The 22,908-nt window shown below is 30.5% G+C and carries 22 protein-coding genes; 13 read left to right on the forward strand and 9 right to left on the reverse strand.

Annotated features, from left to right (window positions below):
• The 10 genes from HUS24_RS16050 to HUS24_RS16095 all read left to right on the forward strand — a co-directional run bounded on the left by HUS24_RS16050 (position 1) and on the right by HUS24_RS16095 (position 7,988).
• Positions 1 to 240: a hypothetical protein gene (locus tag HUS24_RS16050; protein ID WP_173912962.1), complete on the forward strand. Its 240-nt coding sequence runs from the start codon at positions 1 to 3 to the stop codon at positions 238 to 240.
• Positions 224 to 631, forward strand: a complete 408-nt coding sequence (locus HUS24_RS16055) for a hypothetical protein (RefSeq protein WP_173912963.1) — start codon at positions 224 to 226, stop codon at positions 629 to 631. Before HUS24_RS16050 ends, HUS24_RS16055 begins: the two co-directional genes overlap by 17 nt.
• A gap of 39 nt (positions 632 to 670) precedes the next feature.
• Complete coding sequence (locus tag HUS24_RS16060; protein ID WP_254433887.1) at positions 671 to 2,032, forward strand: hypothetical protein; 1,362 nt, start codon at positions 671 to 673, stop codon at positions 2,030 to 2,032.
• Positions 2,033 to 2,113: 81 nt separating this feature from the next.
• Positions 2,114 to 3,091, forward strand: coding sequence for a hypothetical protein (locus HUS24_RS16065; protein WP_173912964.1), 978 nt, complete (start codon positions 2,114 to 2,116; stop codon positions 3,089 to 3,091).
• Positions 3,091 to 3,918: a hypothetical protein gene (locus HUS24_RS16070; protein ID WP_173912965.1), complete on the forward strand. Its 828-nt coding sequence runs from the start codon at positions 3,091 to 3,093 to the stop codon at positions 3,916 to 3,918. Before HUS24_RS16065 ends, HUS24_RS16070 begins: the two co-directional genes overlap by 1 nt.
• Positions 3,919 to 3,926: 8 nt before the next feature.
• On the forward strand, positions 3,927 to 4,847 hold the full coding sequence (locus HUS24_RS16075; protein WP_173912966.1) for a hypothetical protein: 921 nt from the start codon (positions 3,927 to 3,929) through the stop codon (positions 4,845 to 4,847).
• A gap of 11 nt (positions 4,848 to 4,858) precedes the next feature.
• Positions 4,859 to 5,467, forward strand: coding sequence for a hypothetical protein (locus HUS24_RS16080; RefSeq protein WP_173912967.1), 609 nt, complete (start codon positions 4,859 to 4,861; stop codon positions 5,465 to 5,467).
• A 3-nt stretch (positions 5,468 to 5,470) separates the two neighbouring features.
• On the forward strand, positions 5,471 to 6,088 hold the full coding sequence (locus HUS24_RS16085; RefSeq protein WP_173912968.1) for a hypothetical protein: 618 nt from the start codon (positions 5,471 to 5,473) through the stop codon (positions 6,086 to 6,088).
• A 140-nt stretch (positions 6,089 to 6,228) separates the two neighbouring features.
• Positions 6,229 to 7,101, forward strand: coding sequence for a ParA family protein (locus HUS24_RS16090; RefSeq protein ID WP_173912969.1), 873 nt, complete (start codon positions 6,229 to 6,231; stop codon positions 7,099 to 7,101).
• Between the two features lie 2 nt (positions 7,102 to 7,103).
• Positions 7,104 to 7,988, forward strand: a complete 885-nt coding sequence (locus HUS24_RS16095; RefSeq protein WP_173912970.1) for a ParB/RepB/Spo0J family partition protein — start codon at positions 7,104 to 7,106, stop codon at positions 7,986 to 7,988.
• A gap of 38 nt (positions 7,989 to 8,026) precedes the next feature.
• On the opposite strand, the gene HUS24_RS16100 is transcribed toward HUS24_RS16095, so the two are convergent.
• Genes HUS24_RS16100 through HUS24_RS16110 form a run of 3 tightly spaced genes read right to left on the reverse strand, consistent with a single transcriptional unit; the run spans position 8,027 to position 10,642 of the window.
• A complete protein-coding gene (locus HUS24_RS16100; RefSeq protein ID WP_173912971.1) occupies positions 8,027 to 8,413 on the reverse strand; it encodes a hypothetical protein in 387 nt (128 codons plus the stop codon).
• 10 nt (positions 8,414 to 8,423) lie between these two features.
• On the reverse strand, positions 8,424 to 8,750 hold the full coding sequence (locus HUS24_RS16105; protein ID WP_173912972.1) for a hypothetical protein: 327 nt from the start codon (positions 8,748 to 8,750) through the stop codon (positions 8,424 to 8,426).
• A gap of 2 nt (positions 8,751 to 8,752) precedes the next feature.
• Positions 8,753 to 10,642 carry a M23 family metallopeptidase gene (locus tag HUS24_RS16110; protein ID WP_173912973.1) on the reverse strand — a complete coding sequence of 630 codons (1,890 nt, stop codon included), beginning with the start codon at positions 10,640 to 10,642 and terminating at the stop codon, positions 8,753 to 8,755.
• Positions 10,643 to 10,862: 220 nt separating this feature from the next.
• Between HUS24_RS16110 and HUS24_RS16115 the strand changes: the two genes are divergently transcribed.
• Positions 10,863 to 11,222, forward strand: coding sequence for a hypothetical protein (locus HUS24_RS16115; RefSeq protein WP_173912974.1), 360 nt, complete (start codon positions 10,863 to 10,865; stop codon positions 11,220 to 11,222).
• A 47-nt stretch (positions 11,223 to 11,269) separates the two neighbouring features.
• Here the strand turns inward: HUS24_RS16115 and HUS24_RS16120 are convergent, their stop codons facing one another.
• On the reverse strand, positions 11,270 to 13,993 hold the full coding sequence (locus tag HUS24_RS16120; protein ID WP_173912975.1) for a DotA/TraY family protein: 2,724 nt from the start codon (positions 13,991 to 13,993) through the stop codon (positions 11,270 to 11,272).
• Between the two features lie 321 nt (positions 13,994 to 14,314).
• Between HUS24_RS16120 and HUS24_RS16125 the strand changes: the two genes are divergently transcribed.
• Both HUS24_RS16125 and HUS24_RS16130 read left to right on the forward strand, forming a co-directional pair.
• Complete coding sequence (locus HUS24_RS16125; RefSeq protein WP_173912976.1) at positions 14,315 to 14,881, forward strand: hypothetical protein; 567 nt, start codon at positions 14,315 to 14,317, stop codon at positions 14,879 to 14,881.
• 36 nt (positions 14,882 to 14,917) lie between these two features.
• A complete protein-coding gene (locus tag HUS24_RS16130; RefSeq protein ID WP_254433888.1) occupies positions 14,918 to 15,397 on the forward strand; it encodes a hypothetical protein in 480 nt (159 codons plus the stop codon).
• Here the strand turns inward: HUS24_RS16130 and HUS24_RS16135 are convergent.
• The 5 genes from HUS24_RS16135 to HUS24_RS16155 all read right to left on the reverse strand — a co-directional run bounded on the left by HUS24_RS16135 (position 15,394) and on the right by HUS24_RS16155 (position 22,836).
• A complete protein-coding gene (locus tag HUS24_RS16135) occupies positions 15,394 to 16,890 on the reverse strand; it encodes a hypothetical protein (protein ID WP_173912977.1) in 1,497 nt (498 codons plus the stop codon). The two genes, HUS24_RS16130 and HUS24_RS16135, sit on opposite strands and share 4 nt — an antisense overlap.
• Entirely contained in the window at positions 16,887 to 17,393 is a 507-nt protein-coding gene (locus HUS24_RS16140; RefSeq protein ID WP_173912978.1) for a hypothetical protein, read from the reverse strand. The genes HUS24_RS16135 and HUS24_RS16140 overlap by 4 nt, the downstream gene beginning before the upstream one ends.
• Position 17,394: 1 nt before the next feature.
• On the reverse strand, positions 17,395 to 17,901 hold the full coding sequence (locus HUS24_RS16145) for a hypothetical protein (protein WP_173912979.1): 507 nt from the start codon (positions 17,899 to 17,901) through the stop codon (positions 17,395 to 17,397).
• Positions 17,901 to 18,572 (reverse strand): hypothetical protein, encoded by a 672-nt coding sequence (locus HUS24_RS16150; protein ID WP_173912980.1) that lies wholly within the window; start codon positions 18,570 to 18,572, stop codon positions 17,901 to 17,903. The genes HUS24_RS16145 and HUS24_RS16150 overlap by 1 nt, the downstream gene beginning before the upstream one ends.
• Positions 18,573 to 19,053: 481 nt before the next feature.
• Complete coding sequence (locus tag HUS24_RS16155) at positions 19,054 to 22,836, reverse strand: LPD1 domain-containing protein (RefSeq protein WP_173912981.1); 3,783 nt, start codon at positions 22,834 to 22,836, stop codon at positions 19,054 to 19,056.
• Between the last annotated feature and the right edge of the window lie 72 nt (positions 22,837 to 22,908).

A 22,908-nucleotide genomic window follows, 5' to 3' on the forward strand; every position in this document is an offset into this window, starting at 1 on the left:
ATGCCTCAATTATTTCGCTTAAAAGTCTCGATCAGCTTAGATAAATTACCCACCAGACAGCATGTGTTTTTAAATGCGCTTTCAGAGATTCCAGATTTGGTTCCTGAAAAGTTTTATGTACATTTGGTAACTTATTTCTTCTTAAATCAACAGAAGGATGCTATGAAAAATATTGTAGGACTCTTGGGTGAATTAAAAAATAAAACTGTATTAAGGTTTCATAATGAAAATATTTTTTAACTTTTTACCAGGTTACAAGTTGGGTGATAGAGAAATCTACTGTCTAACCGCACTCTATGAGAGGTCTAGTTTTCTCACTTATCATTTATATATGTACTACCAGTATCGTTGTGTCGAAAAAAATAGTGTCAAAGTAGCTCAACTTGAAAATACATTTTTTAATTTGAGTTTTGGATCCTATTTAGCTGAGTGCATTAAAATATTAAATGCAAATTCTAATTTTCTCTTAAATGCTCAAGTTATGAGTGCAAGTTATGACAGTGATGCAGTAGCAACATCCACCTTGATTGATGCATATACAAAACATTTTGATATAGCTAATTTGACTACAACAAATAAAACTGAAAAATTCATTGATCCCCCAATGAACCTGAACCAGAAAACAATATGAACTAGTCGCATATCATTATTGCTTAAAAAGGAGTTGGAAGTGGAACAAAATAATATCAATCGTGGTGACTCAAGTGCAGACACACTTGTAGTTATTGTGATGTTAGTTGGCTTTGTTTGTGCATTTTTCTGGGGTACTTGGAAAATTGGTCATGAATTCATTATTAAGAGTACACGAATTATTTTTGGCATTATTGAATTACCGTTTTGGTACATACAAATAGCAATTCAAAAGCTAACTAATAGCAAAGCTGAATTTTTAAATTTTACAACAAATACTATCGGAAAACTCTGTTATCCAGATCATAACCATTTGTACAATCCATTGTTACATTGTACTGTGAATACCAAAACAATTACATTTGAATTTTATTACCTTAATAATTTATTTCCTTCCATTTTAATTGGTGCTGCAATGGTTGGTTATGTTTGGTATAAACATACTTTAAACTTAAAAGATATTCCTGATGTACGTTATGCAAAACAACATGACTTAGAATCACTAATTAAAGAATTAGGAGGAATTTATCCTCATCTCAAATATATTACGCACTTTGTTCAATCCAAAACGTCTACAGATAAAGGTTTCTACCGCTTTATGCTATCGCCTAGAGAGTTTATAGCTGAAAATGAACTGGCTTCAGGATTTAGAAAATATGAAATCGAAACTATCGCAGACTTTAATCAAACTGATCAATTGACCAATTCTCAAAAAGACAACTTTTACCCTGTTTTAAAAGAAGTACAATTTAAAAAGATTATGATGCAACAACTTGGTCAATTAATTTATCAACCAAGCAACTTAACCGATGGAGAAATCAATTTATTTGCAATCTTTTTACCAGTTGCATGCGCTACAGATGAGAATATGTCTGATCAAGAATTTAAAAATATCTTAAAACAGAAAGATCAATTACTCGATTACTTTTGGAAAGTCGCACTGAATCAACTGAAAAATGATAAAGGTTTTATCAATGAAAAACTTTTAACTCCAAGAGAATATAAAGGGTTTAATCGAAAAAAAATTGAAAGCTATGTAAATAAATACTGGAACCATCCAGTCTCTCAAAAGATTTTTAGTCAACATGCATACGCCTCTAGTGCATTAATCGCAATCATCTATAAAGCACGTACATTGGGCGTACTTGCTCCATGCGAAATGCGTTGGTTAAGAATGTACGATCGTACCTTATGGGCTTTGGTTCAAAATGTTGGAAGACCTTCAATTTTTGCTGAGCAGATAGCAGCCTTCTCACATTATACTTCCGAATGCTATTACAGTCGTAAAAAGGTATCCCCTGATTTTAGTTATGCTTGGCTAGGATTAAATGAATCACTTAAGCGGTATAAGTACACTAATCCAGATATATACATAAAAGAAATAAACAAAAATACAGACTAAAATATTTATTTTTTGCATATATGTTTTTTTTAAAATATTGTATTATTTGTTTATCCCCCAATAAATATCAAAGGGTTTAAAATGTCTAATAAAACACTTGGACAGCAAAACATACAAACACAAATTTCGCTGAAAAGCTTAATAATTGGTTTAATTTTGGCTGCCCTTATATTTGCTCTATGCTATTTCTTAATATTTGTTAAAAATAAGGACAATGTTGAAACCAAAGCAGATCCAAATGCTGCTCAATCTGTTACTGCCAAAAGTAATGATTACAGCCCAACTCTACATAACAATATAGCGAAAGTGGGTGAAATTAAGGAAGTTAATAAAATTAATGGTGATCTGCTAGCATGGACTGTAATAGTGAATGGTGAACCTCAAATTATTTTTACAACTAAGGATGAAAGTGTAGTCATTACAGGTAATGCTTTTGATTCTAATAGTATGGATAGTATTAGCCTTCCTCTTTTACAAGCTGCACAACAAAAATTTGCAGGTGGACAAGCCTTAGCTTCTCAAGGTCAAGTCACTCCACAAGGCTCAGTAGATTTTGCTGAAATCGTAGGGGAATGGAAGGGTGAAAACCCTCCTGCTATTGCAATGCTAAGTAAATTAAAAGGTGCAAAAGAAGGTAAAGGATCTGATGCTGATACGCTTTATATACTTTACGACCCTCGCTGTCCAAATTGTCACGATGCTTACCGAGCTACACGTAAATATGTAGAGAAAGGATTTTCAATAAAATGGATTCCTACCGTACTGTTAAAGCAATCCGAAGATGGATACAAATTAGGTGCAGCTACATTAAAAGATCCTACTCTACTTGGTAAAGCATTCTCCAAAGATACGACTGGATTACCAGAAGCCAGTGCAGAAGATAAGAAAGCAATTGATGAAAACCAAGCATTTTTAGTTGAAGCTTTTAAACAATCAGTAGGTGGAAATACCATTGCTGTGCCATCAGCTTTCTATCTGAATAAAAAGACAGGTCAACCTAAAATGACAACTGGTGTATCTGATAACAGTATTTTAGAAATGATTTTCGGGAAAATATAATGAAAATATTTAATAAAACACCCAAGTTCCCTGACACCTCACACCAACCTATCGTTGAAACTGGTATTCACAGTTATCAAGGACGGGACTATGACATAGCAAATATCCTATCAATCAAGGTTGATTTCGATAATGACAGTACAGCACATAACAATACACCAAGATTAATTTCTATCCCTTTACCTGCTGTTCCTTCAATTGATTATGATATTGAGTTTGGTGAATATGCAGACAACATAGATAATAGTGAACTTCCAACTAAAAGCATCACTTTTAAACCTAAAATAAAAATATCTGATGCGACTGCGGATATTAAAAGCTTTAAAACTCATGATTTGGCAGATATTAAATTAACTGTTTACCCCAAATCTTATGACAAAAAATCTAATTTTTATGAATGGTACACTAAGCAAGAATTACAAGACTATGTAAATGGTCAATGGAACAATGCTTTTAATTCAATTTCTCAAACTTACAATCAACATGGTTCTTTAAATTCAATAGGAAATTACGCCTTCCAACCTTCCTATAATCAATCTATAGCTACTGCGCCACGTACCTACAATTTCATGGGACAAAATCTCAGCCTTTCACAATTAATTATATCCCTTTTAATAATTGTATTATTAATTTATATCGCAATATCATTATATGGAAGATACATCTCAAATAATGGTAATTCAGCAGCACTTCAAAACCCATATTCAAATGCGTCAATTGATAAACAAGTGCAAATAGCAGAAGATGTAGTCACGAGAGTTCAAGGCAAAATGGGTGTACCTAAACTTGCAGATAATGATTTAGGTTGTTTGGCAGAAGTTAATTAAGGTTAAATATGAGACAGAAAGAGCGAAGAAAATCATCTTTAGGTATTTATTATAAGGATCTTAGTAATCTAATAGCTGGTAATGACCACGCATTTGATTATAAACGTCTTGAGAATGGATTTTTTACAGAAGATAAGGATTTGAGTCTTTATTTATTAAATGGAGAAAAATCACATTTTCAAAATCCGATTAAGAATTCTAAGCGGATCTACCCTCTTTTCAGTGATCGCTTAATTTCAGACATCATCACGTTTTTTGATACAGCAATATGGATTGTTGAGCGTAGATTACCAATACAGTCATATACCAGAGCGATAACCCAGAATTTTGAATTACATCGAGACCTGTCTTCTGAATTTATAATCGCTTTGGCACTCTTAAATAATTTGGAGTTTTCCAAAATTCAAAGTCAGTATCATATTGATGGTACTTCACATTTGATTGAGGTCACTCGTCAAAAGTCTCGTTTAGTATGTGATATTCAAGATCGAAAAACTTTTAATGAAATAATTGATCAATGCAACCGCAGTATTGATGATGCTGAAACTGCTGCCTATGTAGAACGTCTGATTGTAACTGGACATGATCACATACTAAACACATTGCATTTGTATTCTAATCTTAATCAATATGTTATTTATATCGAGCAAGGTTCTAATGACAACTCAATTGGAAAATTACTAGGCATTCGCAAATGTGATATTAAACGCCTACGACAGTATGCCAATATCGAAAAACTTTTGATCGATGATAACCGTTCAGCACGAAGTAGAAAACTCAAATCAGATATTGAACAAATATTGGATTCTAAATGCTATGAATGGGTAAATAATATCTCAAATGTAAAAGGGATCAGTGAACACAGTGCTTTAAAATTAATCATTAGTGAACATAAGAAAATCACTACTGAATTAACTCCAAGTCAGTAAAGGTAAGAACCATGCTCGAATTATCACCGTTAGTTGTTAAAGCGTTAGAAGAACTAAAAGATAAAGAAATCGTTCTTGCCTCATCCAATGCTTTACGTGTTAGAGCTTGGTTGTACCTTATGCGTTTCTTGAGTTCATTTAATTATCAATATGAAAAGAAAAATCCTCATTCCAGTATTGAACTCAACCAACAGCAAGCTAGTTTATTTGCATTTGGATTAGATGATAACAATCCAGAGAATTTTTTATTCTTTGCTCAAGAAGCTGATTTTTGGTGGCTAGATGAAATTTGTATTGAATACATGTCGTTCATTGATAACTATTTGATAATCAAGATACCTTCCTTTGATTATGAAAATAAAAATGTAATCAGCGAAGATAAAATATCAGTTAAGAGTTTAACGATTAGCATCCCTTTAAGTGCAATCTACATGGAACAACTTAAAGCATATATACCTCATTTTAAATTCGTTATTTTAGGCTCAGTCAGCAAGTCTTATAAAGGGTTTAAAAAAATAGTGATCAATGAATACTCACAGGATAAAATTCCTATTAAAGCCACCACAAATGTAAATACGAAAGAGCACTATCGATCAAATAGTCGTAATTTTTTAGGATGACAGATGAATTATTCAGAACTCATTGAAGTATTTAAAAAAAATTTAACGGATAAAAGTTTTCTTATTGATCGTTTAGTTCATTCAAATAATCCATTACATATCAAAGATGTATTTGCAGCCAGCGAAATGTTGAATAAAGCCAATATGGTTTTCCATGAGCTTTTAGATACTAATGAAAATACTCCAAATGAATACATAAAAATGGATAAATATAGTTTAAGATCGCAAACTTTTATAACAAAAAACAAAGAAAAAACAATAGTTTATGTATTTAACTATATCCCTGAAAATAGTTTAACTGAAATTTTTAATCAGTGTATTGGTACTTTAAATTCACCTCAAGTTTTTGGAAAAAATTCACATTTAAATATTAAAGGTTTACTGCTCAATATTTTTGAAATCACTCCAGCACAATTTGTTTTTCCTGCTTGGGTTAATGTATTTCTTATTGATGGTCTTACTAGCCGAGCTATGCCTAACATTGCCCTTTCATCGATAGAAGATCAATTATCTAACCCAATCGATTTTTATCCTGATGCAATTAAAACCTTAGATGATCTCTATAATTTTGATGTACCTGATGTAGATATAAGTATCAATGATGTTTTCACAAAAATTTAAAAAGGTTGGCATAAACTTTCATATATGAAATTTATTTAGAAAAATACTTTCATAAATCTAAATTCTACTGTATTCTAATTTGCAAGTGGTGAACGAGCTTAAGCATGAGTTCATCCTAATTTAAATAAGGATAAAAGAGAATGGTTCACTCTATCACAGCAAAAGATGCAGGTATTCTTGCAATCGGAAATGGTAAAGGCGGTGTTGGTAAAAGCACTTTTACAGTTTATACAGCATTTCATTATGCTGAAAAGGGTTATAAAGTCATCGTTATTGATTTAGATAATCAAGGTAACAGTTCCGATCACCTTCTTAAATTTAATAAATCCATTAATCTTCCTGACTATGTAAAAAAACCAGAAGTCAGTACAGTGCTTAAAGGCAAAGCTGTAGATCTTTTTAATAAACCTTTAAATGAGTCTCAACTATCCAACATAAATGGTACAATCTCAATTTTTAGTCCTGATATCGATCTGGCAAATTTGGGATCAAACATGACCATTGAAAATATTAATACGCTTAAAGATAATTTGAAAAATCTTTTAAAAAACAAAACGATAATTATTTTTGACACTCCACCAACTTTAGGTGATCTTTTGCTTGTTCCCTTGTCAGTCTCTCATGTAGTGCTGATACCGACACTATTAAAGACTTATGCAATTGATGGTATTGCTTCATATTTAGAATTTGCAAACAAAATCAAAAAAGATTGGAATCCAAGTCTTATCATTGGAGGTTTAATTCCTAATCTAGTTGATAAAAAATCGCAAGTTCAAACTGAGCTACTAAAAGGTATTGAAATGGAAGGTAAACAAATGGGGCTTATCTATTATGAAAACGGTGAAATCCTACATATACCTAATAAAAATGTCATCGAAGAAGCTGCCGTATTAGGCGTAGCAACATGGCATATTCTAAAAACATCGACTCGACCTGTGCGTAAAACATTTAACACACTTTTTGAGCAAATTAGCAAACAACTTAAATTAGCAAATAAAAATAATGGAGAATAAAAATGTCATTATTAATGCAATCAGTATCGAAAGATGTAAATGTTGCACAAAATATGGATGCAATAGAAGTAGATTTAAGTATCATTCATGAGGATGTAGATAATCCACGAAAGTTTCATTCTTCTAAGGAAGATGAGGCTATGATTGAAAGCATCAAAGCACGTGGTATTTTGCAGCCTATTACTATTGTAAGAGATCCTAATAGATCTGGTCACTATATTGTAAAAGACGGCAACAGACGTAGAAAGAATGCATTATTGGCAGGTTTAAAAACAATTCCTGCTGTGATCAAGAATGAATTTAGTGAGCTTGATCAACTCACAGCTAACATCATACGTGATGATATGACTGTTTTTGATATTAGTCGCAGTATAAATCGTCTCATTGCGAATAAATTACATAAACAAAAAGAAATTGGAACGGCATTAGGATATGCAGAAGCCAAAACTTCTAAATACGTTGCACTAACTAAGGATGTTTCTAAACACATTATCGAAAATCTTGAAGAACTGTACAATCGTGGACTAGCGAAAGACTTTTCTGCACTGTATGAAATTACATCTTTGTCTAAAGAGTTCAATGAGGAAGTGACCAAATGGCTTGATAAGCATGTAGGCACTGGAAAATCTTTAGGCATGAAGGATGTTAATAAATTAAAAGTAAAACTCACAACCGATGAGGAAAAAACCGAAGGTGAAAAGAATTCCCCTGCACAGTTTACCGAGACTGTAATTTTTGAAATTGCTGATCGTGGCAAAAGTAGTCTGGATCGTATATCTAAACTTTCAAAGGGTGAAATTATCGATCAAGCAGAACGTGAAGAAGTTATGAGTGAACTTGATGAATTAATTCGTGATTTGAAAATCATTCAAAAACAATATAAATGATTCAAAAAACCGCTAATTTATTAGCGGTTTTTTTATATTCATTTTTTGAATATTTGATAACTTTTGTAGGGGGTAATAGCTAATACATCACTCTTACACCCTTCTGAATTAGTTGTACTGAATGCCCCTGCCATTGGGTTCTCAATTTTAGAAATCTTTTCACAAAGCAGATAAAGATTATTAATATTTTTAACTGCTCTATTCCACTCAGGTATTTTAGAACTTGGTGGATTTTTTCCACGAATATCATTTGCTAAATCATTAAATTGTTTTTGTTGTTTGGCATAACAATTTAAACTTTCACCATAGTTTTCTTCACCACATGATGAATTAATAATTCGTTTAAAATTACTTTCATAATTAGTATTTGCATATACATTTAAAGATAATATGCTTAATCCTAAAGTGATTAATAATGTTTTCATATTAGTCATCCTAAAGTCTACCATTCAGATTTATGTTTAATGCTGCCTTACAATAAGATGAGCTAACTGTTTCAGCATTCGCAACTTTAAGCAAATTACAACTATTTTCAATATTTACAATAAATGCCTTAGACACAACATTGTTTTTTCTTAAATTTATTTCAGTCATATTTTGACTAATAGAACGGTATAGTTTAATTCTATTTTGATCGTTTTCTGGAATGTTTAAGGATAATGGATTTGCATGAAATTGATCTATCAATTCGTAAGTCTTATCTAGATCATCAGCATAAGTATTAAGTGGTATTAAAAGTATTAACATAAACAATTTTTTCATGATTACTCCTTATGGAATTCTGGAAAATAAATACGTTGATGTGCTTTAAATTTTGGCGATGCGACTACTTCACCGATAGTAATAATATTATTCTTATCAGGATTCCATGAAGGATTTTTCTCAAATATTTCTTTTGTCGTATCTGAATATACCCAACCATTCTTTGGTACTCCCATAATCGCAGCGTAAATTTGAGCTAAACTAGATTGCTTAGATTCTTTAAAACCACGATCTTTGAAATATTTTTCAACATATACCATTTGTTGAGTAAAGCTTAAATTTCCAAACTGTGTTCGAGTCATCCCCCAATAATCCCAAGTATGTTCAGGCTGATTTTTAGTTTTTCCAGTACCATCTGTATATTGCATAAACTGAATTAAACCAGTACCAGAACTATCTGGATTACGAATTTTCGGACTAAAAGTGGAAATAGTCTCATAACTAATAGCAGCAGCTAAATCATTTGGGTTTACACCAATTGCTTTAGAAACACGTATTATTTCACGCTTTTGTTCATCATTTAGTGAGAATCTACCTGTTCGTTTCGTAGAGACAGCATTAATAACCTCATGATCTGATGCCGTAGGCGGTAAGTCAGCAAGCTCTAAGCGTGAGATCATTGCCATGCCTTTTCCTGCATCTATGGCTTGTCTCAATGCCTCAATCTTACCTTGCATAAATCTAGCTTTTGCTACAGCATACGAAGCAAGTAAGGATTCAATACGTTCATTTTGTGCCATTAGTTCAGTTTTAATATGGTTTTTTGCAACTTCCATATTTAAAAACTCAACCCATAATGATCGATTAGAGGCTTTAACTATATCCTGCGCCCAACCCGATGATGCAAACCGCTTGAAAGCTAAATCATTCAAATAACCTTTAACAGATTTGTCATCCCCAACATCTAGCTTGATTGGCTCAGGTTCACCGATCTGACCAGTATCTTTAAATATGTCTTCAAGTTCTCTATAAGATACTTCTGGACTATAAGCTTGATCCTCAGTAATTTCACCGTTAGCTAAAGCTTCTTCTCTCGCATTTATCACAGATTCATTAACTTTAGCTAACTGCTCATCTGATGCACCGTAACCTTGAGGTAATTGAAATTTAAGTCCAGTGATTTTAGGTTGTGTTGCACCTCTACCAACTGGTAAATTTGCCCCATACAAAATATTAAATTGTTGACGAATCGTAGAACCTAAAAAATTTCTATATCTAGGATCTCTTACAACAATATCGTCTTTTAAATAAGGTGTTGGATCTGTAGGGTAATAACCAGTTAAAGCATTTAAACCTTTATTAACTGTCTGTATACCTTTAAAGGGATTGGCATTTGCACCTGCGTTACCATTACCTAAAAACGCATTTCTCGCACGTGTACCCTCTTTTAGAGGAATACCATAATCTAAGTGTAAATGCGCTCCATACGAAATCCCAGTATTACCCATTGTTCCAAGAACATCACCAGTTTTAACAGGGGTTCCTACTTTTATAGGAGATTTATTCGCTAAATGTAGATATTGATAAACATCGTTATTGTCTGATCTTTTGACCCGAATATAGTTACCACCTCCACTCATCCATCCATTACTGACTACTACACCATCTGCTATTGCAAGCAGTTTTGTACCGCCATTGGAGGGTACTATATCAATACCTGCATGTGGACGACCTTGACCTTTATCATTCGTGCGATATGAACCATATCGAGTAGTTGCAAGTAAATTACCTGCTAATGGCATTTCACCGATTTTTAAATTACTTGGTTTACCAGAATTACCACTTGGTTGATTGTATTCAAATGCTAGATCTTTTGCTGATGCAGTATAATTAGTCAAGGCAACTAATATGGATATAGCTAAAAATAATCTTTTAGAATTTAATATATTCATTCTAGACCCTAATACATTATATTCAGTGGTAAACCATCTGAAATTAGTTATTTGCTCAATTTTCATCTAAACCTTATAAATATGCAAGTTAAATTGTTATTTCTTTAATTTTTTGCATATATCTATTTTTTAAAAAACTACTACACTTTTGCTATTGAATATTAACTCATTCAACTTATAATGATTTTAAGATAAATTAAAAGTATAAAAGGAGATCAATATGAGTGGTATTCCTTATAGTGAAGGCGGTCTAGATCAAGGGATGTTTCGACCTTCTGTGCTTAAAGAAAATGAAAGATCTTATTTTGATTATGTTCATCGTAACAATGCCCTAACTTATAAAAAGTTCCGTCAATCATGGTTTCCTCAACAAACTCAAAATACCCAAAAACATGAAGTTTTGTACTCACAATCTTATATTGATGAAATGGAAGAAGAAATTAGTGCTTTGAAAGCAGAGTTAAATTTTTATAAACAGAAATACCACAAAGTATATGATAGCTTGCAGATTTCTAATGCTAATGTTGAACGTCTTGATGCTATGGTCACAGACTATAAATCTAAATTTTCAAATTTATAAATAGTTGTTAAAAAAAAGCCATCATAAAGATGGCTTTTTTTTATACATCAATTTTGTGGTTTTTTAGGGTTTTCTGAATCATTATTTTGATTAGATTTAGGTTTTGCAGCATTCCCCAAGTTTGGCATCATTGGAGCTTTGACATGGCTGTTCCCATCGGTTTTGGTAAAATTCATCTTACTTAAATTTGTTGGCTTAGGCTTAAACATATTTGCACCACGCCCAAACGATCCCATCTTATTGCTAAGAGAACTATTCAAATTTTGTACTGCTTGAATACCTTTCGTTGCACCATACGCAACACCTGCACCTATCAAGCCACCTGCTGCTGCGCCTTTTTTCGCAGCAAGTGAAGCTTGTGCAGCCTGACCGCCACTAGCTGAAGCACCAGATTTAGACATAGCATCTGGTAGTCCTACTTGAGATCCCGAAGCCTTAGAAGTACTATTTGAGCGTTTAGTTAAAACAGTACCATCGCCACTTCCAAAACCTCCTTTCCCACCGCCACCAGAGCCACCCTCACCGCCTCCATTGTCTTTAGGTGTAGATCCATAATAATCAGCAGCCTTACCACCTGCACTTCCTACCCCCTGAGCGAGATTAGTTTCACCTAATGATCTAGATAAATTCGTACCAAGCCATGCGATTACAGTATCAGCTAACGAGGAAGGTAAACCAAATATTAAAAATATAATCGGAACTAAAATTGAACAGTACAAGAACACCCAAGCCATAAGTAAGAAGAACTGCATTACCGCAGCAACAAATCCCATCGATGTAAATTGGACTGCTCCCATAATGCTAAAGAACATACTAGTCGTAAATGTTAAAACTGGATCCGATAATACATAAGCGAGATAGAATCCCATTAAAATCAGCATCGGTCTAAAGAACAAGGCTATGACAGTTAAATACCCTTGCATCTGGCTCCCAACAAAACTACGTTCTGGGATCATGTGCATGACTGACCATAAAATCAATCCGACCATTGCTTGTAGTATATGAAGTAACCAACCAATAACTGCCATTAAGAAAAATACATAAGGTAATGTTGGAATTATTACAGCTAAATAAATGGCAACGAGTTTACCTAAAACAAAAAGCTTAGCAAATTTACCTGCTAAATAATCGACTAAACCAATCGCAATTGAAGCTGCTGAACCTGCATTATCAGAAATAATTGCTGCTCCTGCTCCTCCCACAGATAAAACAACACGTAAGCCAGTTATAGCCGATTCCATTACTGTTAAACTTGCATACAACATATTTCCAGTGGTTTGCATACGAGTTAAAGCATCAACTTTAATGGCTTTATTTGCACTATTTTCATCTGTTCCAGTAAAGCCATTAATAAATAATTTCATTGCATTCATTACCATGTTGGTATTTGCATCTTCAACATCGGCTGCAATTCTTTTAAAAGAAACATCTTCATTAGATAAATCTTCTGGTACAACATTTTTAAGGTCATTCTCAGTTAACTTATTTGCTACATAAGGCTCACGCATATAGTTATTAATTGCACTATCCATTTGAGTGACAATTAGGTTATACATAACCTTTTCTTTTTCACCACTACTACCATCTACTTTCAATGAAATTAAATCGGGATTTGTACCTCTATAACTCACTTTTGTTTTGGCTTCATTAATATCTTTTTGTATTTGTGCCATCGTTTGTTTTGAATAAGCAACTTGTGTCCAACCACGTTGTGCAAAATGATCTACTGTTTTACTCACAAACGAATTTTTTTGAGATAACAAATAATTTGCGATTTCATTATCAGTACGATTAATTTCATCTTGGATAATTTTATCTAATGCTTTATTGTCAAATGCTGCTTTAAATTTTGATCCAAAAGCGGTTGGATCCGTTCCAATATACGGCAGAGTTAAAGAAAATTGTTGAAGTTGAGTATTTAAGCGACTGACACCTTGTAATTTTAAAAATTGTACTTGAAGCATTAACTGGTTTTTAAAATTTTTATATTCAATAGAATCTTGTGGCTGCGTTAAATACTTAATATTTAGTCCTAAACCAGAATTACTAGTCACAATATAATCAGACGTTCCACATATAGCACCAAACATACCAATATCAATAATTTTTGCATTATCAACAAACTCACCACGATATATAAGTTCTCCTCCTATTTCCTGTTTGTATGAAATACTACCATCGGCATATATTTTATCTCCAACCTTGACCCCTTCTGCTGCATAATTAGAATTTAGTACATTGACACAATGGTACTGTCTTAATTTTTGAATAGAATACGCTCTATAGCCATAAGTATCATTGTTTTGAATAGACTGATATGACATTGACGGATTTTGAAGTTGGGTTTTTAAAATTTCATGATTTGCTTTATTTGTAATACCATTAGATGCTAAAACAATCATTATTAGTAGTACATTGACTACACTATACATTGAGGCAGTTGGCATGAGAAAAATAACTGCCGTAACGAAGCGTATGATTACTGTTCCCTTTTTTGAACCCTGACCAAATACCTCACCATCTTGAGCAGTATGTAGAACAGAATTAAATATCAAAACCAGAAATAAGAAAGCGGCGAAAACTAAAGCCATGTGACCTAAAGCACCGAAAAGAACAGGCACTAAATCGCCTGCTGGAGGTGGTGTTGCAGCAGCAGAATTTCCATTTACAAAGGCGTTAATGAAAGTTTTACCAAAAATATCACCTAGCAATTCAACGGCTTTATCATTTTGGCAGGTGCTATCGGAAGCAATGGGACAAAATATACTCATTCATGTTATCCTTTTATTCCTAGCAAATAAAATTGTCTAGGTTCAAACAAGTAGTTCAACTATCTTGTTATGTCATATCTAAGTTATCAAATTATTGTTGATTCTTTGACCTTTATAATTTTAATTTATTTTTTTGTAATACACAATTTTTAAAAATTATTTGTGTGTGTGTTTTTTAGACACATTTAACATATTTAGTTAAGTACACTGATGAATAATTGAATAGAATTTATTGATAGAAATGTAGATGTAGTGTTTAATAGTAAAAGTTAATGTTAAGTTTTATTTTTTATTTTTCTGGCAGTAAAGGAGGATGTAAGTATGTACTGTAGCACTAAATCTTACACAAACTTACTGGCTTCAATTGTTGATATGCAGCAAACCGATCGTTTAGATAAAATGCAAGCAAATCAAATATTAAATTACGCTATTAAATCTAACCCAGATAGTAAATTAAACTTAATATTAGAACATAGAATTCAACATGGTTTAGATGGTTTTGACAATGATTCTGTGGCTGTAAAACATCAAATAATAAATGATAAAGTATTAGTAAACTTAAAAAGAGAAAGAACAGCATTAAATGAAGTCAATAATTTAGTTCTCGAAACTATTAATAGTTTTAAAAACAATCCTGATTTAACTCAACTAAATGATCAATCTCTAACTAAAACATTGCAATGCATTAAAAATCTGAACTGTGAAAGATCTGTGAAAATTGAACTCTCACGATCTATGAAAGAGAACGTCTTACAATTTGTACCTGAAGAAAAAAAATTAGGTGTTGAAATTCAAATTGTAAACAAACAACGTGAATTGGATAAAGCTGATACAAATAATAGAAAAGTCGTATTACAATCAACTGTAGAAAATACTTTTAGTCCATAGTAATGACCGTTAATCGGCATTAAAGAGGAATTTATTATGAGTAACAAAAATATATCTTGTAGCCGTATATTACCTTTAACTGGTATGTTAAATGAAAGCCCTTTACTTAATGGTCTTCATAAATCATCAAAACTAGAATTACCTGAAATTCAAGATCATCGTAAAGCATTAGGGAATATTTTTAACAGATTAGGATTACCTGAAGTTGTTAAACAAAGTGTAATTAATGAACCTAAATTAAACTCTAAAATATTAAACGAAATAGCCCATAACTTCTTTTCAAGTAGTTATCCTTCCAAGTCTCAAGAGCTTATTCATACAATGAGTATGCCTTCATATAATTTTAATCAAAAAATTGAAAATGAAAGTAATATAAATCAGCAAATCAGCCCTATTCAACAGAAAATCATTGAAGAAATAAAAAGTCTTAACTCTACAGCCCCCACACAATCTTATCAATCGGAACCTTCTCAAAACGAGCAAACAAATGGACAAGATTTTAATAATTTCTTTTAAGATTTAATTGTATATATTTGATGGGGAATATTCTCCGTCAAATAGTATATAAAACTTGGATCAAGATTTCTAATTCGGTCATTTTCTTCATTATAAAATTCTATAATTTTTTTTGTAGTTAACGTTTCCCTATAAAAATATATTTTCATAAAAAATGAACTAAAAAATTTAAAATAGTAATAACATATTTGATTTGCTGTTATATCTTTAAAATATTTCGGGCTAGTCTTTATTATCTTTTCAATTTCACTTTTAAAGTAAATAAGTAAATTTTTATAATTAGAACGAATTGCTAACAATAAAGTGTCTTCAATATTAGATTTATGTTCACTCAAAAAAATTTGATAATATTGATCTGCTAAATATTTATAAAAGAATGTCTTAGACAAAATAAGCGAAGTATAAAAAACAAACTCATATTGTGTATAAACAAGAGGTAAATTTTGTAATTTAATTTTAACTGGCTCGACATTAATATTAATGAAGTCAAAAAGCTGAGTAAAAAAGCCATCTGTTACATTCACCTTTTCAATATTAAGCATTGTTTTAATAAAATAAGTAGAGGCTATTTTTAAATATTTTGGTGTTTTTTCAATAAAATAAATTAATTTAGATTGCTCAACAATAAATGCTGTATCAAATCTATTGATAGGTGATTGATATTCAATAATTTGCTGTTCAGATTCTTTTATTGTATTTTCTTGTTCTGTAGTTTTAATTTCAAGAGAATTTGACTCATACTGAAATGAAAGAGCTTCGTCTTTATTTAGATCAAGAACATCTACATGAATGTTTATGGATTTACTAGTTTGAATATTTTCATAATTATAAATTTGGCTATCTATAAAATTTAAGAAATTTCCAAAGTTAATATTTAAAGTAGGAATAATTTTATCATTAAAATTTGTATTGATGAATTCCGCTTGAAGATGATTCTCTAAGCCTAAATAAGAACAAGAAATTAATAAATATAAATTCTTAAAAAAAGGGTGATTAAAATCTGAAATTAATTCATTTTGGTTCCATATTTCAAGCAATGAATTAAAACAATTTACGTTTGCATAAAAAACCTCAGTTTTAATTATCTGATCATCATCAATCTGATTGACAGTTAAACCAAATCGTTCAAGTTCATATATGTTGTTCTCTTTAAAATAGAATGGAACAATTAGATTAGGCTTGTTAGAACAAATGTCCCATCTGTATGAACCAAACTTATAACGATTCTCATGTAAATATATACACAATATAAGGTTATGAATTCCCCATATAGAGTTTAAATCTTCGTTAAAATTTCTATATTTCAGGAAGATGTAATATTTCTTATTTTTAATTAGTAGATAAATTTTATGAAGTAATCCATTACTATCAATCAAATATGAATCATTAAAATTCGATTTTTTTTCATTAGAACATAGAAGGTTTAAATAACCTATATATGAGTTTTCATCATTTACTTGTATTAAATCTTCTATTTCAAATAAAGGGATCATTCAGATATTTCCATTTCCTGTCTTGGGCGATTGAAGATATACTGTGATAACATATAATTCATATCAGAAATTAATATTTCTTCTTCAACTGCCAACTCTATGGCTTGCTTAATTTTATTAGGAGTTACTTCATGTTCTTCAAAATTATTCTCATCATTAGTGATTTTAATTAGATGAAAAAGTGCTTTAAATGTAAATAAGCTATCTAACTTATATTTATTAAAATTGCTATCCGAGCTTTTTTCAATAAACGTAGAGATAGAATTAAAATAATTTGGAAATCTCTTTAATGTTTCATTCAATGATCCAATACGCATAACAAGTAGTTTAGGGTGTGGAACAGTTCTACTCAATTCTAAGTCAGTCAGTGATAAATAAATACAAGTAGTGTCGATTGAAACTTGTCCTAATATTAAACTTGAATTAATTCCTCTAATTAATACAAAATCTTCTGCTCTGACTAATTGTTTAAAATCTTCTACAGTATGTAATACTTCAAACATGTTAATTTTCCTTGACATGAACACAATAATTATCTAAATAATTGAATTTCATCAAATCACTAATAGGATAATTATTTTCAATAATTAATGATAAAATATTTAGGATCTGAATAAGTGTATATTCATAATATGATTGACTAGGCGTAAATTTAATTTTAACAATATGATCATTTAAATTATTTAATAAAACATTAATTTTAGAGTCCTTGTAATTTAATAAATCTTGACATTTATAATTAATTAACTCTTGCTTTAAATCATTAATAAATTTTATATTTAAGAGTGATTCATTAAAAAACAAGGAAATGGGTTCTGGTATTGATAAATTAGGTTCTATGGAATTATTGCACCTAAGTAATCTAAATTTATTTTGACTAAAGAATGTCTCATAATCAATATAGTTCAATTTTATTATATCTGAATGAGATATAATATATTGCTTATACTCTAGGGCTGATAATCCAACTATAAAATTCTTAACAAATAAATTTGAATGTACTTCATTCATTACCAAAATAATTCCATAGAGTTTGATAACATTAGGCTTTGTTCATTTTCATTACAAATCCAGTTTTCGAGAAAATGTGTATCTTTAAATGCATTCAAATAAAGATTTTTCATTGTAATATTCGGTACTGAGGCATTGTCATAAAATGATTTTGCCATAATTACAGCGAAACTTATAATTTCTTTTAAACTGTATCTATTGTAAATCTCATTAGGAAAGTAGGTTTGTACTATGATTCCAATTAAAAGCTCAAAATTACTTGGTGAATAAATATCTTTAGAATTTAAAAATTCTGCCAAACTGACCTTTTCATCTTTCAAAAACTCAAAGTCATCACCTAAATTAAAAAGATCTTGATCTTTTTCCGTAGATATAGTCTTGTAAACTTCATTTTCTTCAAAATCAACGAAACAGGAAATTTCAAACCATTCATTTAAGCTTTTATGTAAAAATGTAGTAATTGATATTACATTGTTGTTTTCTAAACTAATTACATATCCTCGCTTAACATCCCCTTTGGTAAGGAATTGATTTTCTGCATTTTTAGAAACACATGATAATATTTCTAAAATACTTTCTTTTAAATCTGTGCTTGATTGTATATTCCGAATTTTTGTACCTAAATTGTCAGATCCGACAAACATAGCTGAGTTAGTGCTTGTAGTAATCATAGCCAGATACTCAATTAAATTTTATACTCTTATCGTATTTTAAAAAATTTAAAGTGTCAATTTTTAAAAATAATATTTGGGGGATAATGGCGATAGATAAGATGCATTTGTTTATGATATTTTTGGACAATGACTTTTAGCCAATAGATGAAAAAGGGTGCAATTGAACTAAATGAAATTTTAGATAGGGCATCTGTAGCTCTGACACTTACTGGTCTTGATATCTTATTAAGATTATTTACATCAAACCTAAACAATGGATTTGTTTGTAGTTTTTCTTCTCTATTATAGTAATAGTAGAATTCTGATTCACTAAAATAACAAATCAAGGGATATAAATATTCAGCAGCATCATTAGATCCAAAAGTGTTTGCGTAGTACTCAAAAGTATTATTCTCGCAGAATTTATCACAATAACTTTGTATCAATATTTGTAGCTGACTATTTGTATTATTAATTTTACTCAGTTTATTCATCTTATTCATCCCATAGAAGGAGCATGATTTTCATTTTGAGATTGCTTCAAATGCTTTTGAAGTTTTTGTTCATGGAGGTATTCTCGAATTTTATCAAAAACAACCTCGTAACCTTTTAATATTTCATGCCTTTCCACACCAGATGGTACTATACCCTTTCTATTTCCTTTGGGATCTTCCATACATTGCACAATATAACCCATTTTTACATTACGCTCTTTAAATAGATCTGTTATAAAGGCTTCTCCACATCTAGCAAACTTTTCACATGGTCTTGACCAATATGAATTCTCTTTTAAATCCATTCGCCTAGCTTCATTAGAGAAATTATTTTTGTTAAAAATTAGATCTATATTGAAATCAGGTGAAACTTTTTTTGTTTTAGACATTGTATAAAATTGATCTGTATAATCTATAAAGCCTTTCAAAGTAATATATTTAGGTTCAGTATATACAGTAAACTTATCGTTTTTTAAGATATTAATAACATCTGGAATAATTTTCTTTTGAATATTTTGAAATACTAAAGTATGTATATCTTTCTCAAGCTGTTTAACCACTTTATGCATTCTTAAATGCAAAAGTATATTTTTTTCTGATTCAAATAAAACACTATTTCTAGGAAGACGGTTATATTCTTCTGTTATTGGGTTAGAAATGGTATAACTACCAAACGGTATATTCTCTTTATTTAAGTCATTATTGGTTCTACGATATACTCCTGCTACATTTGTTCTATTTAAACCTAATGAACTTGTAAACATTGTTGTATTTAAATGATGCTTAAAATCTAAATCTTTTACCTTTTCTACTGTATTTACTTTCTTAGTCACCAAGTCATTTATTAAATTGGCAATCCTATCTTGTCCACTGTTTTTAAGTGCATTAACAATTTGATCTTTAAGCTTAAATATTCTGGTTTGAGTATCGCTAATAATCTCATCAAATTTAGATTTAATCAGTTCTACACCTTCATTTGAAAAGATTTCATCTGATTGCATTTTTCCATTAAGTTTTAATTGCAAATCATAAAAGGACTTAAGAATTGGATTATTATCTATTACAACATGGCTTTGCTTATAATCTACATCTGTCATTAATTCTGTTAAAAAGTAGTTTCTTTCTACTAAGTTTATATTTCCTGATTTATATATTAGTTTCTTTAAATCATCTTTACATTGTTCAGCCATAAAATGATCTAGACCATGAAACCATTCATGTGCTACTGCCCCTGCTCCATGCTTTTTAGTTAAGTTGAATATTTTACTGTTAGATTCATAATGTGCTGCTGCCCCCTTCCCTGCTTTTCCTCTAGCACCAAAAGCAATGGCTAATTCACCTCCGAGAGATATGTCTTTTAACTCAATATTTAAGGCTTTTGTTAATTCATTTAAACCATCGTAAGAGATATTTAATAGCTCTTGCCTTTCATTTTGAGTTACCCAATTTCCAAATTGGACTGCCCGAAAGCCAATATCTTCCCCATACTGCTCTATTGATATATCTTTATCGCCTCTAAAATTCTGCGAATGTTGATGCGTTAAATCCTGCAAAATTTCTGGATATCGTAAATCCAACCGATCAACTTGATCAGCTTTAATTATTATTCTTAATTCCCTTTCAAATTTGGTACTTGCATTGAGATTTTCACTTTCATTTTCTCGATCTTCATTTGAAACTTTCAAATCATTATCAATTTTAAAATTACTGTCGTTGAGTAACCTAAATAATTGTAATCTATATGATAAAAAGCTTATCTTTTCACGATCAAGTTCACTATAAGGTAAAATTTCATTCTGAGAAATGAGTTTTTTAACGGCTTTATGGGCTTGATCTTGCAATAGTTGAACTTCGCCCAATAGCATATTTAAGAATCCATCTGCACCTGTCACTTCCTGCGATCGTTCAAATACGTGATGTAAATTTTTATAATCTGGTAAATCAAATTTTCTTAATCTATTTTGTTCCGAAATTCTACCTCCTGTCTTAGAATATTCAATGAACTGGCTTAAAAATAAATCTCCAATTTCAGGGTTAAATTTATTTAGTAACCCTTTATATATAGTTGCCCGTATATTCTGTAGTTCTTCTAATAGCTTATAAAATGGTGAACCTCTCGTTTTTGTTCCATAGATGATATTTGAGATATTCTTATTAGATGTATCACTATTGCTAAGATCAGAGTTTAATTCATCAAATTGAAATTGTAGTGGATGTTGAGCATCAAGTTTAACAACATTATAGTAATCAATTAATTTATTAGGAATTTGCGAGATAGGATATCTCTCATGATTATCAATACCTTCATGAACTATCTCCTTAATATGACCAATAAACCTAGTGTAATCTTTCAAATAATCAATAACATCTGATTGATGTTTACTTTCAATATATTTTAAACTTAATCTGTTCGGTAATAAGTTATAAATTGATTGGCTCAAAAAAAATAATTCATTTGACTTATCTATTAGTTCTGGTTTGGTTTCTTTATTAAAGTTCCAAATATTTGTTTTTTTAAATTTATCAATCAATAAATCATAGTTTTGATCTCGACCACTTTCTATTTCGCTACGAATATCTTCAATACTTTTGACATAAAGGTGTTTTTTTGCTCCGTATACTACTTCACCAAAGTCTTCGATACGTTCATTATTAATAGATTGTTTTTCCGGTTCTTTCTGAACAACATACTCACTAATATCCTCTGAAATTAACTCACTTTTGTTTTGATTAACATCATTATTTATATTTAAAGATTCATCTTCGACTTGATACGGTTTGATGACTTCGGTATTAAGTCTATTGCTATTGTTGTAAAAAGTTAAATTTCCAATTACATCATCATAATACTGTTTTATATATTCACTTTTCTCAATATTTAAAATATGTATTTTTAAATCTTCTAATTCTGGAGTCAATCCTAGAATGATATGATTTTTCAACATAAAAGAGTTAAGATCGGAAAATAATTCTTTGACTTTTTCCTCTGATAAATTTTCATTATATGAAATAAATTTACTAAAATTTTGCTCTAATTCTACATTGGCATTTTGTACTTTTACAGCAAGATTCCATCCAATTGGCGAGTACTCTAGTAATTCTGGTACTCCTTTAATCTTATCTATAATAAGCATCGATTCATTTTTCAAAGCCATTACAGGTAAAGATAATTCAAGTGATACAGGTTGAATCTTATCTAAAGGAATGCCTAAATCTATCAATCGATCTTTATTCGCAGTAATTACCCCCAAAATTGAACTGTCGTACCCATATTTCATAAGCTCTGTTACAGGTAAAGGGTTTTCAAAACCTAAATCTATGAATTTTTCATTTTTAACAGTATCAAATTCATGTAATTGTAAAAATAAATCATCCGTTTTATTTATATTAAAAAGTTTATTTTGATATTCAGAATCTACTTTCCAATAACCCTTTTCATAACTTTGTATTTTTGCGAAATCAATCCATTCTTCCTTTTCAATACTAAATTTTGCTAATGCTTCATCAGGTTCAATATCAATTATATGATTGTTAGTTACAGGTAAAAAATTTACAAAGTCTTTGGGTTGAATTTTTTCATCAGTCTTAACGTACTTTGGTGTGCCATCGGCTGAATTAACACGGTTATATCCAATTTTTTTTAGTTGATTTTCTAGTTCATTTACCGATATATTTTTTTGAAGAAGTCCATTGTCTTCTATATTTATTATAGCCAATTTTGGACGATATGATGTAGCGTTTCGATATCCAAGTTTTAACCCAAATTCTTTTAAACTTAACCACTTCATAAAGTCTCCATGAAATCTTTCATATATGAAAGATTTCTTGATATTAAATTTTATAAACTTTCATATATGAAA

The sequence above is a fragment of the Acinetobacter sp. Marseille-Q1618 genome, from assembly GCF_902809855.1.
Classification (GTDB): domain Bacteria; phylum Pseudomonadota; class Gammaproteobacteria; order Pseudomonadales; family Moraxellaceae; genus Acinetobacter.

Excerpts from the sequence above, each read along its gene's own strand:
- HUS24_RS16050 (WP_173912962.1), top strand. The coding sequence starts at position 1 with ATGCCTCAATTATTTCGCTTAAAAGTCTCGATCAGCTTAGATAAATTA.
- HUS24_RS16055 (WP_173912963.1), top strand. The coding sequence starts at position 224 with ATGAAAATATTTTTTAACTTTTTACCAGGTTACAAGTTGGGTGATAGA.
- HUS24_RS16065 (WP_173912964.1), top strand. The coding sequence starts at position 2,114 with ATGTCTAATAAAACACTTGGACAGCAAAACATACAAACACAAATTTCG.
- HUS24_RS16070 (WP_173912965.1), top strand. The coding sequence starts at position 3,091 with ATGAAAATATTTAATAAAACACCCAAGTTCCCTGACACCTCACACCAA.
- HUS24_RS16075 (WP_173912966.1), top strand. The coding sequence starts at position 3,927 with ATGAGACAGAAAGAGCGAAGAAAATCATCTTTAGGTATTTATTATAAG.
- HUS24_RS16080 (WP_173912967.1), top strand. The coding sequence starts at position 4,859 with ATGCTCGAATTATCACCGTTAGTTGTTAAAGCGTTAGAAGAACTAAAA.
- HUS24_RS16085 (WP_173912968.1), top strand. The coding sequence starts at position 5,471 with ATGAATTATTCAGAACTCATTGAAGTATTTAAAAAAAATTTAACGGAT.
- HUS24_RS16090 (WP_173912969.1), top strand. The coding sequence starts at position 6,229 with ATGGTTCACTCTATCACAGCAAAAGATGCAGGTATTCTTGCAATCGGA.
- HUS24_RS16095 (WP_173912970.1), top strand. The coding sequence starts at position 7,104 with ATGTCATTATTAATGCAATCAGTATCGAAAGATGTAAATGTTGCACAA.
- HUS24_RS16100 (WP_173912971.1), bottom strand. The coding sequence starts at position 8,413 with ATGAAAACATTATTAATCACTTTAGGATTAAGCATATTATCTTTAAAT.
- HUS24_RS16105 (WP_173912972.1), bottom strand. The coding sequence starts at position 8,750 with ATGAAAAAATTGTTTATGTTAATACTTTTAATACCACTTAATACTTAT.
- HUS24_RS16110 (WP_173912973.1), bottom strand. The coding sequence starts at position 10,642 with ATGAATATATTAAATTCTAAAAGATTATTTTTAGCTATATCCATATTA.
- HUS24_RS16115 (WP_173912974.1), top strand. The coding sequence starts at position 10,863 with ATGAGTGGTATTCCTTATAGTGAAGGCGGTCTAGATCAAGGGATGTTT.
- HUS24_RS16120 (WP_173912975.1), bottom strand. The coding sequence starts at position 13,993 with ATGAGTATATTTTGTCCCATTGCTTCCGATAGCACCTGCCAAAATGAT.
- HUS24_RS16125 (WP_173912976.1), top strand. The coding sequence starts at position 14,315 with ATGTACTGTAGCACTAAATCTTACACAAACTTACTGGCTTCAATTGTT.
- HUS24_RS16130 (WP_254433888.1), top strand. The coding sequence starts at position 14,918 with ATGAGTAACAAAAATATATCTTGTAGCCGTATATTACCTTTAACTGGT.
- HUS24_RS16135 (WP_173912977.1), bottom strand. The coding sequence starts at position 16,890 with ATGATCCCTTTATTTGAAATAGAAGATTTAATACAAGTAAATGATGAA.
- HUS24_RS16140 (WP_173912978.1), bottom strand. The coding sequence starts at position 17,393 with ATGTTTGAAGTATTACATACTGTAGAAGATTTTAAACAATTAGTCAGA.
- HUS24_RS16145 (WP_173912979.1), bottom strand. The coding sequence starts at position 17,901 with ATGAATGAAGTACATTCAAATTTATTTGTTAAGAATTTTATAGTTGGA.
- HUS24_RS16150 (WP_173912980.1), bottom strand. The coding sequence starts at position 18,572 with ATGATTACTACAAGCACTAACTCAGCTATGTTTGTCGGATCTGACAAT.
- HUS24_RS16155 (WP_173912981.1), bottom strand. The coding sequence starts at position 22,836 with ATGAAGTGGTTAAGTTTAAAAGAATTTGGGTTAAAACTTGGATATCGA.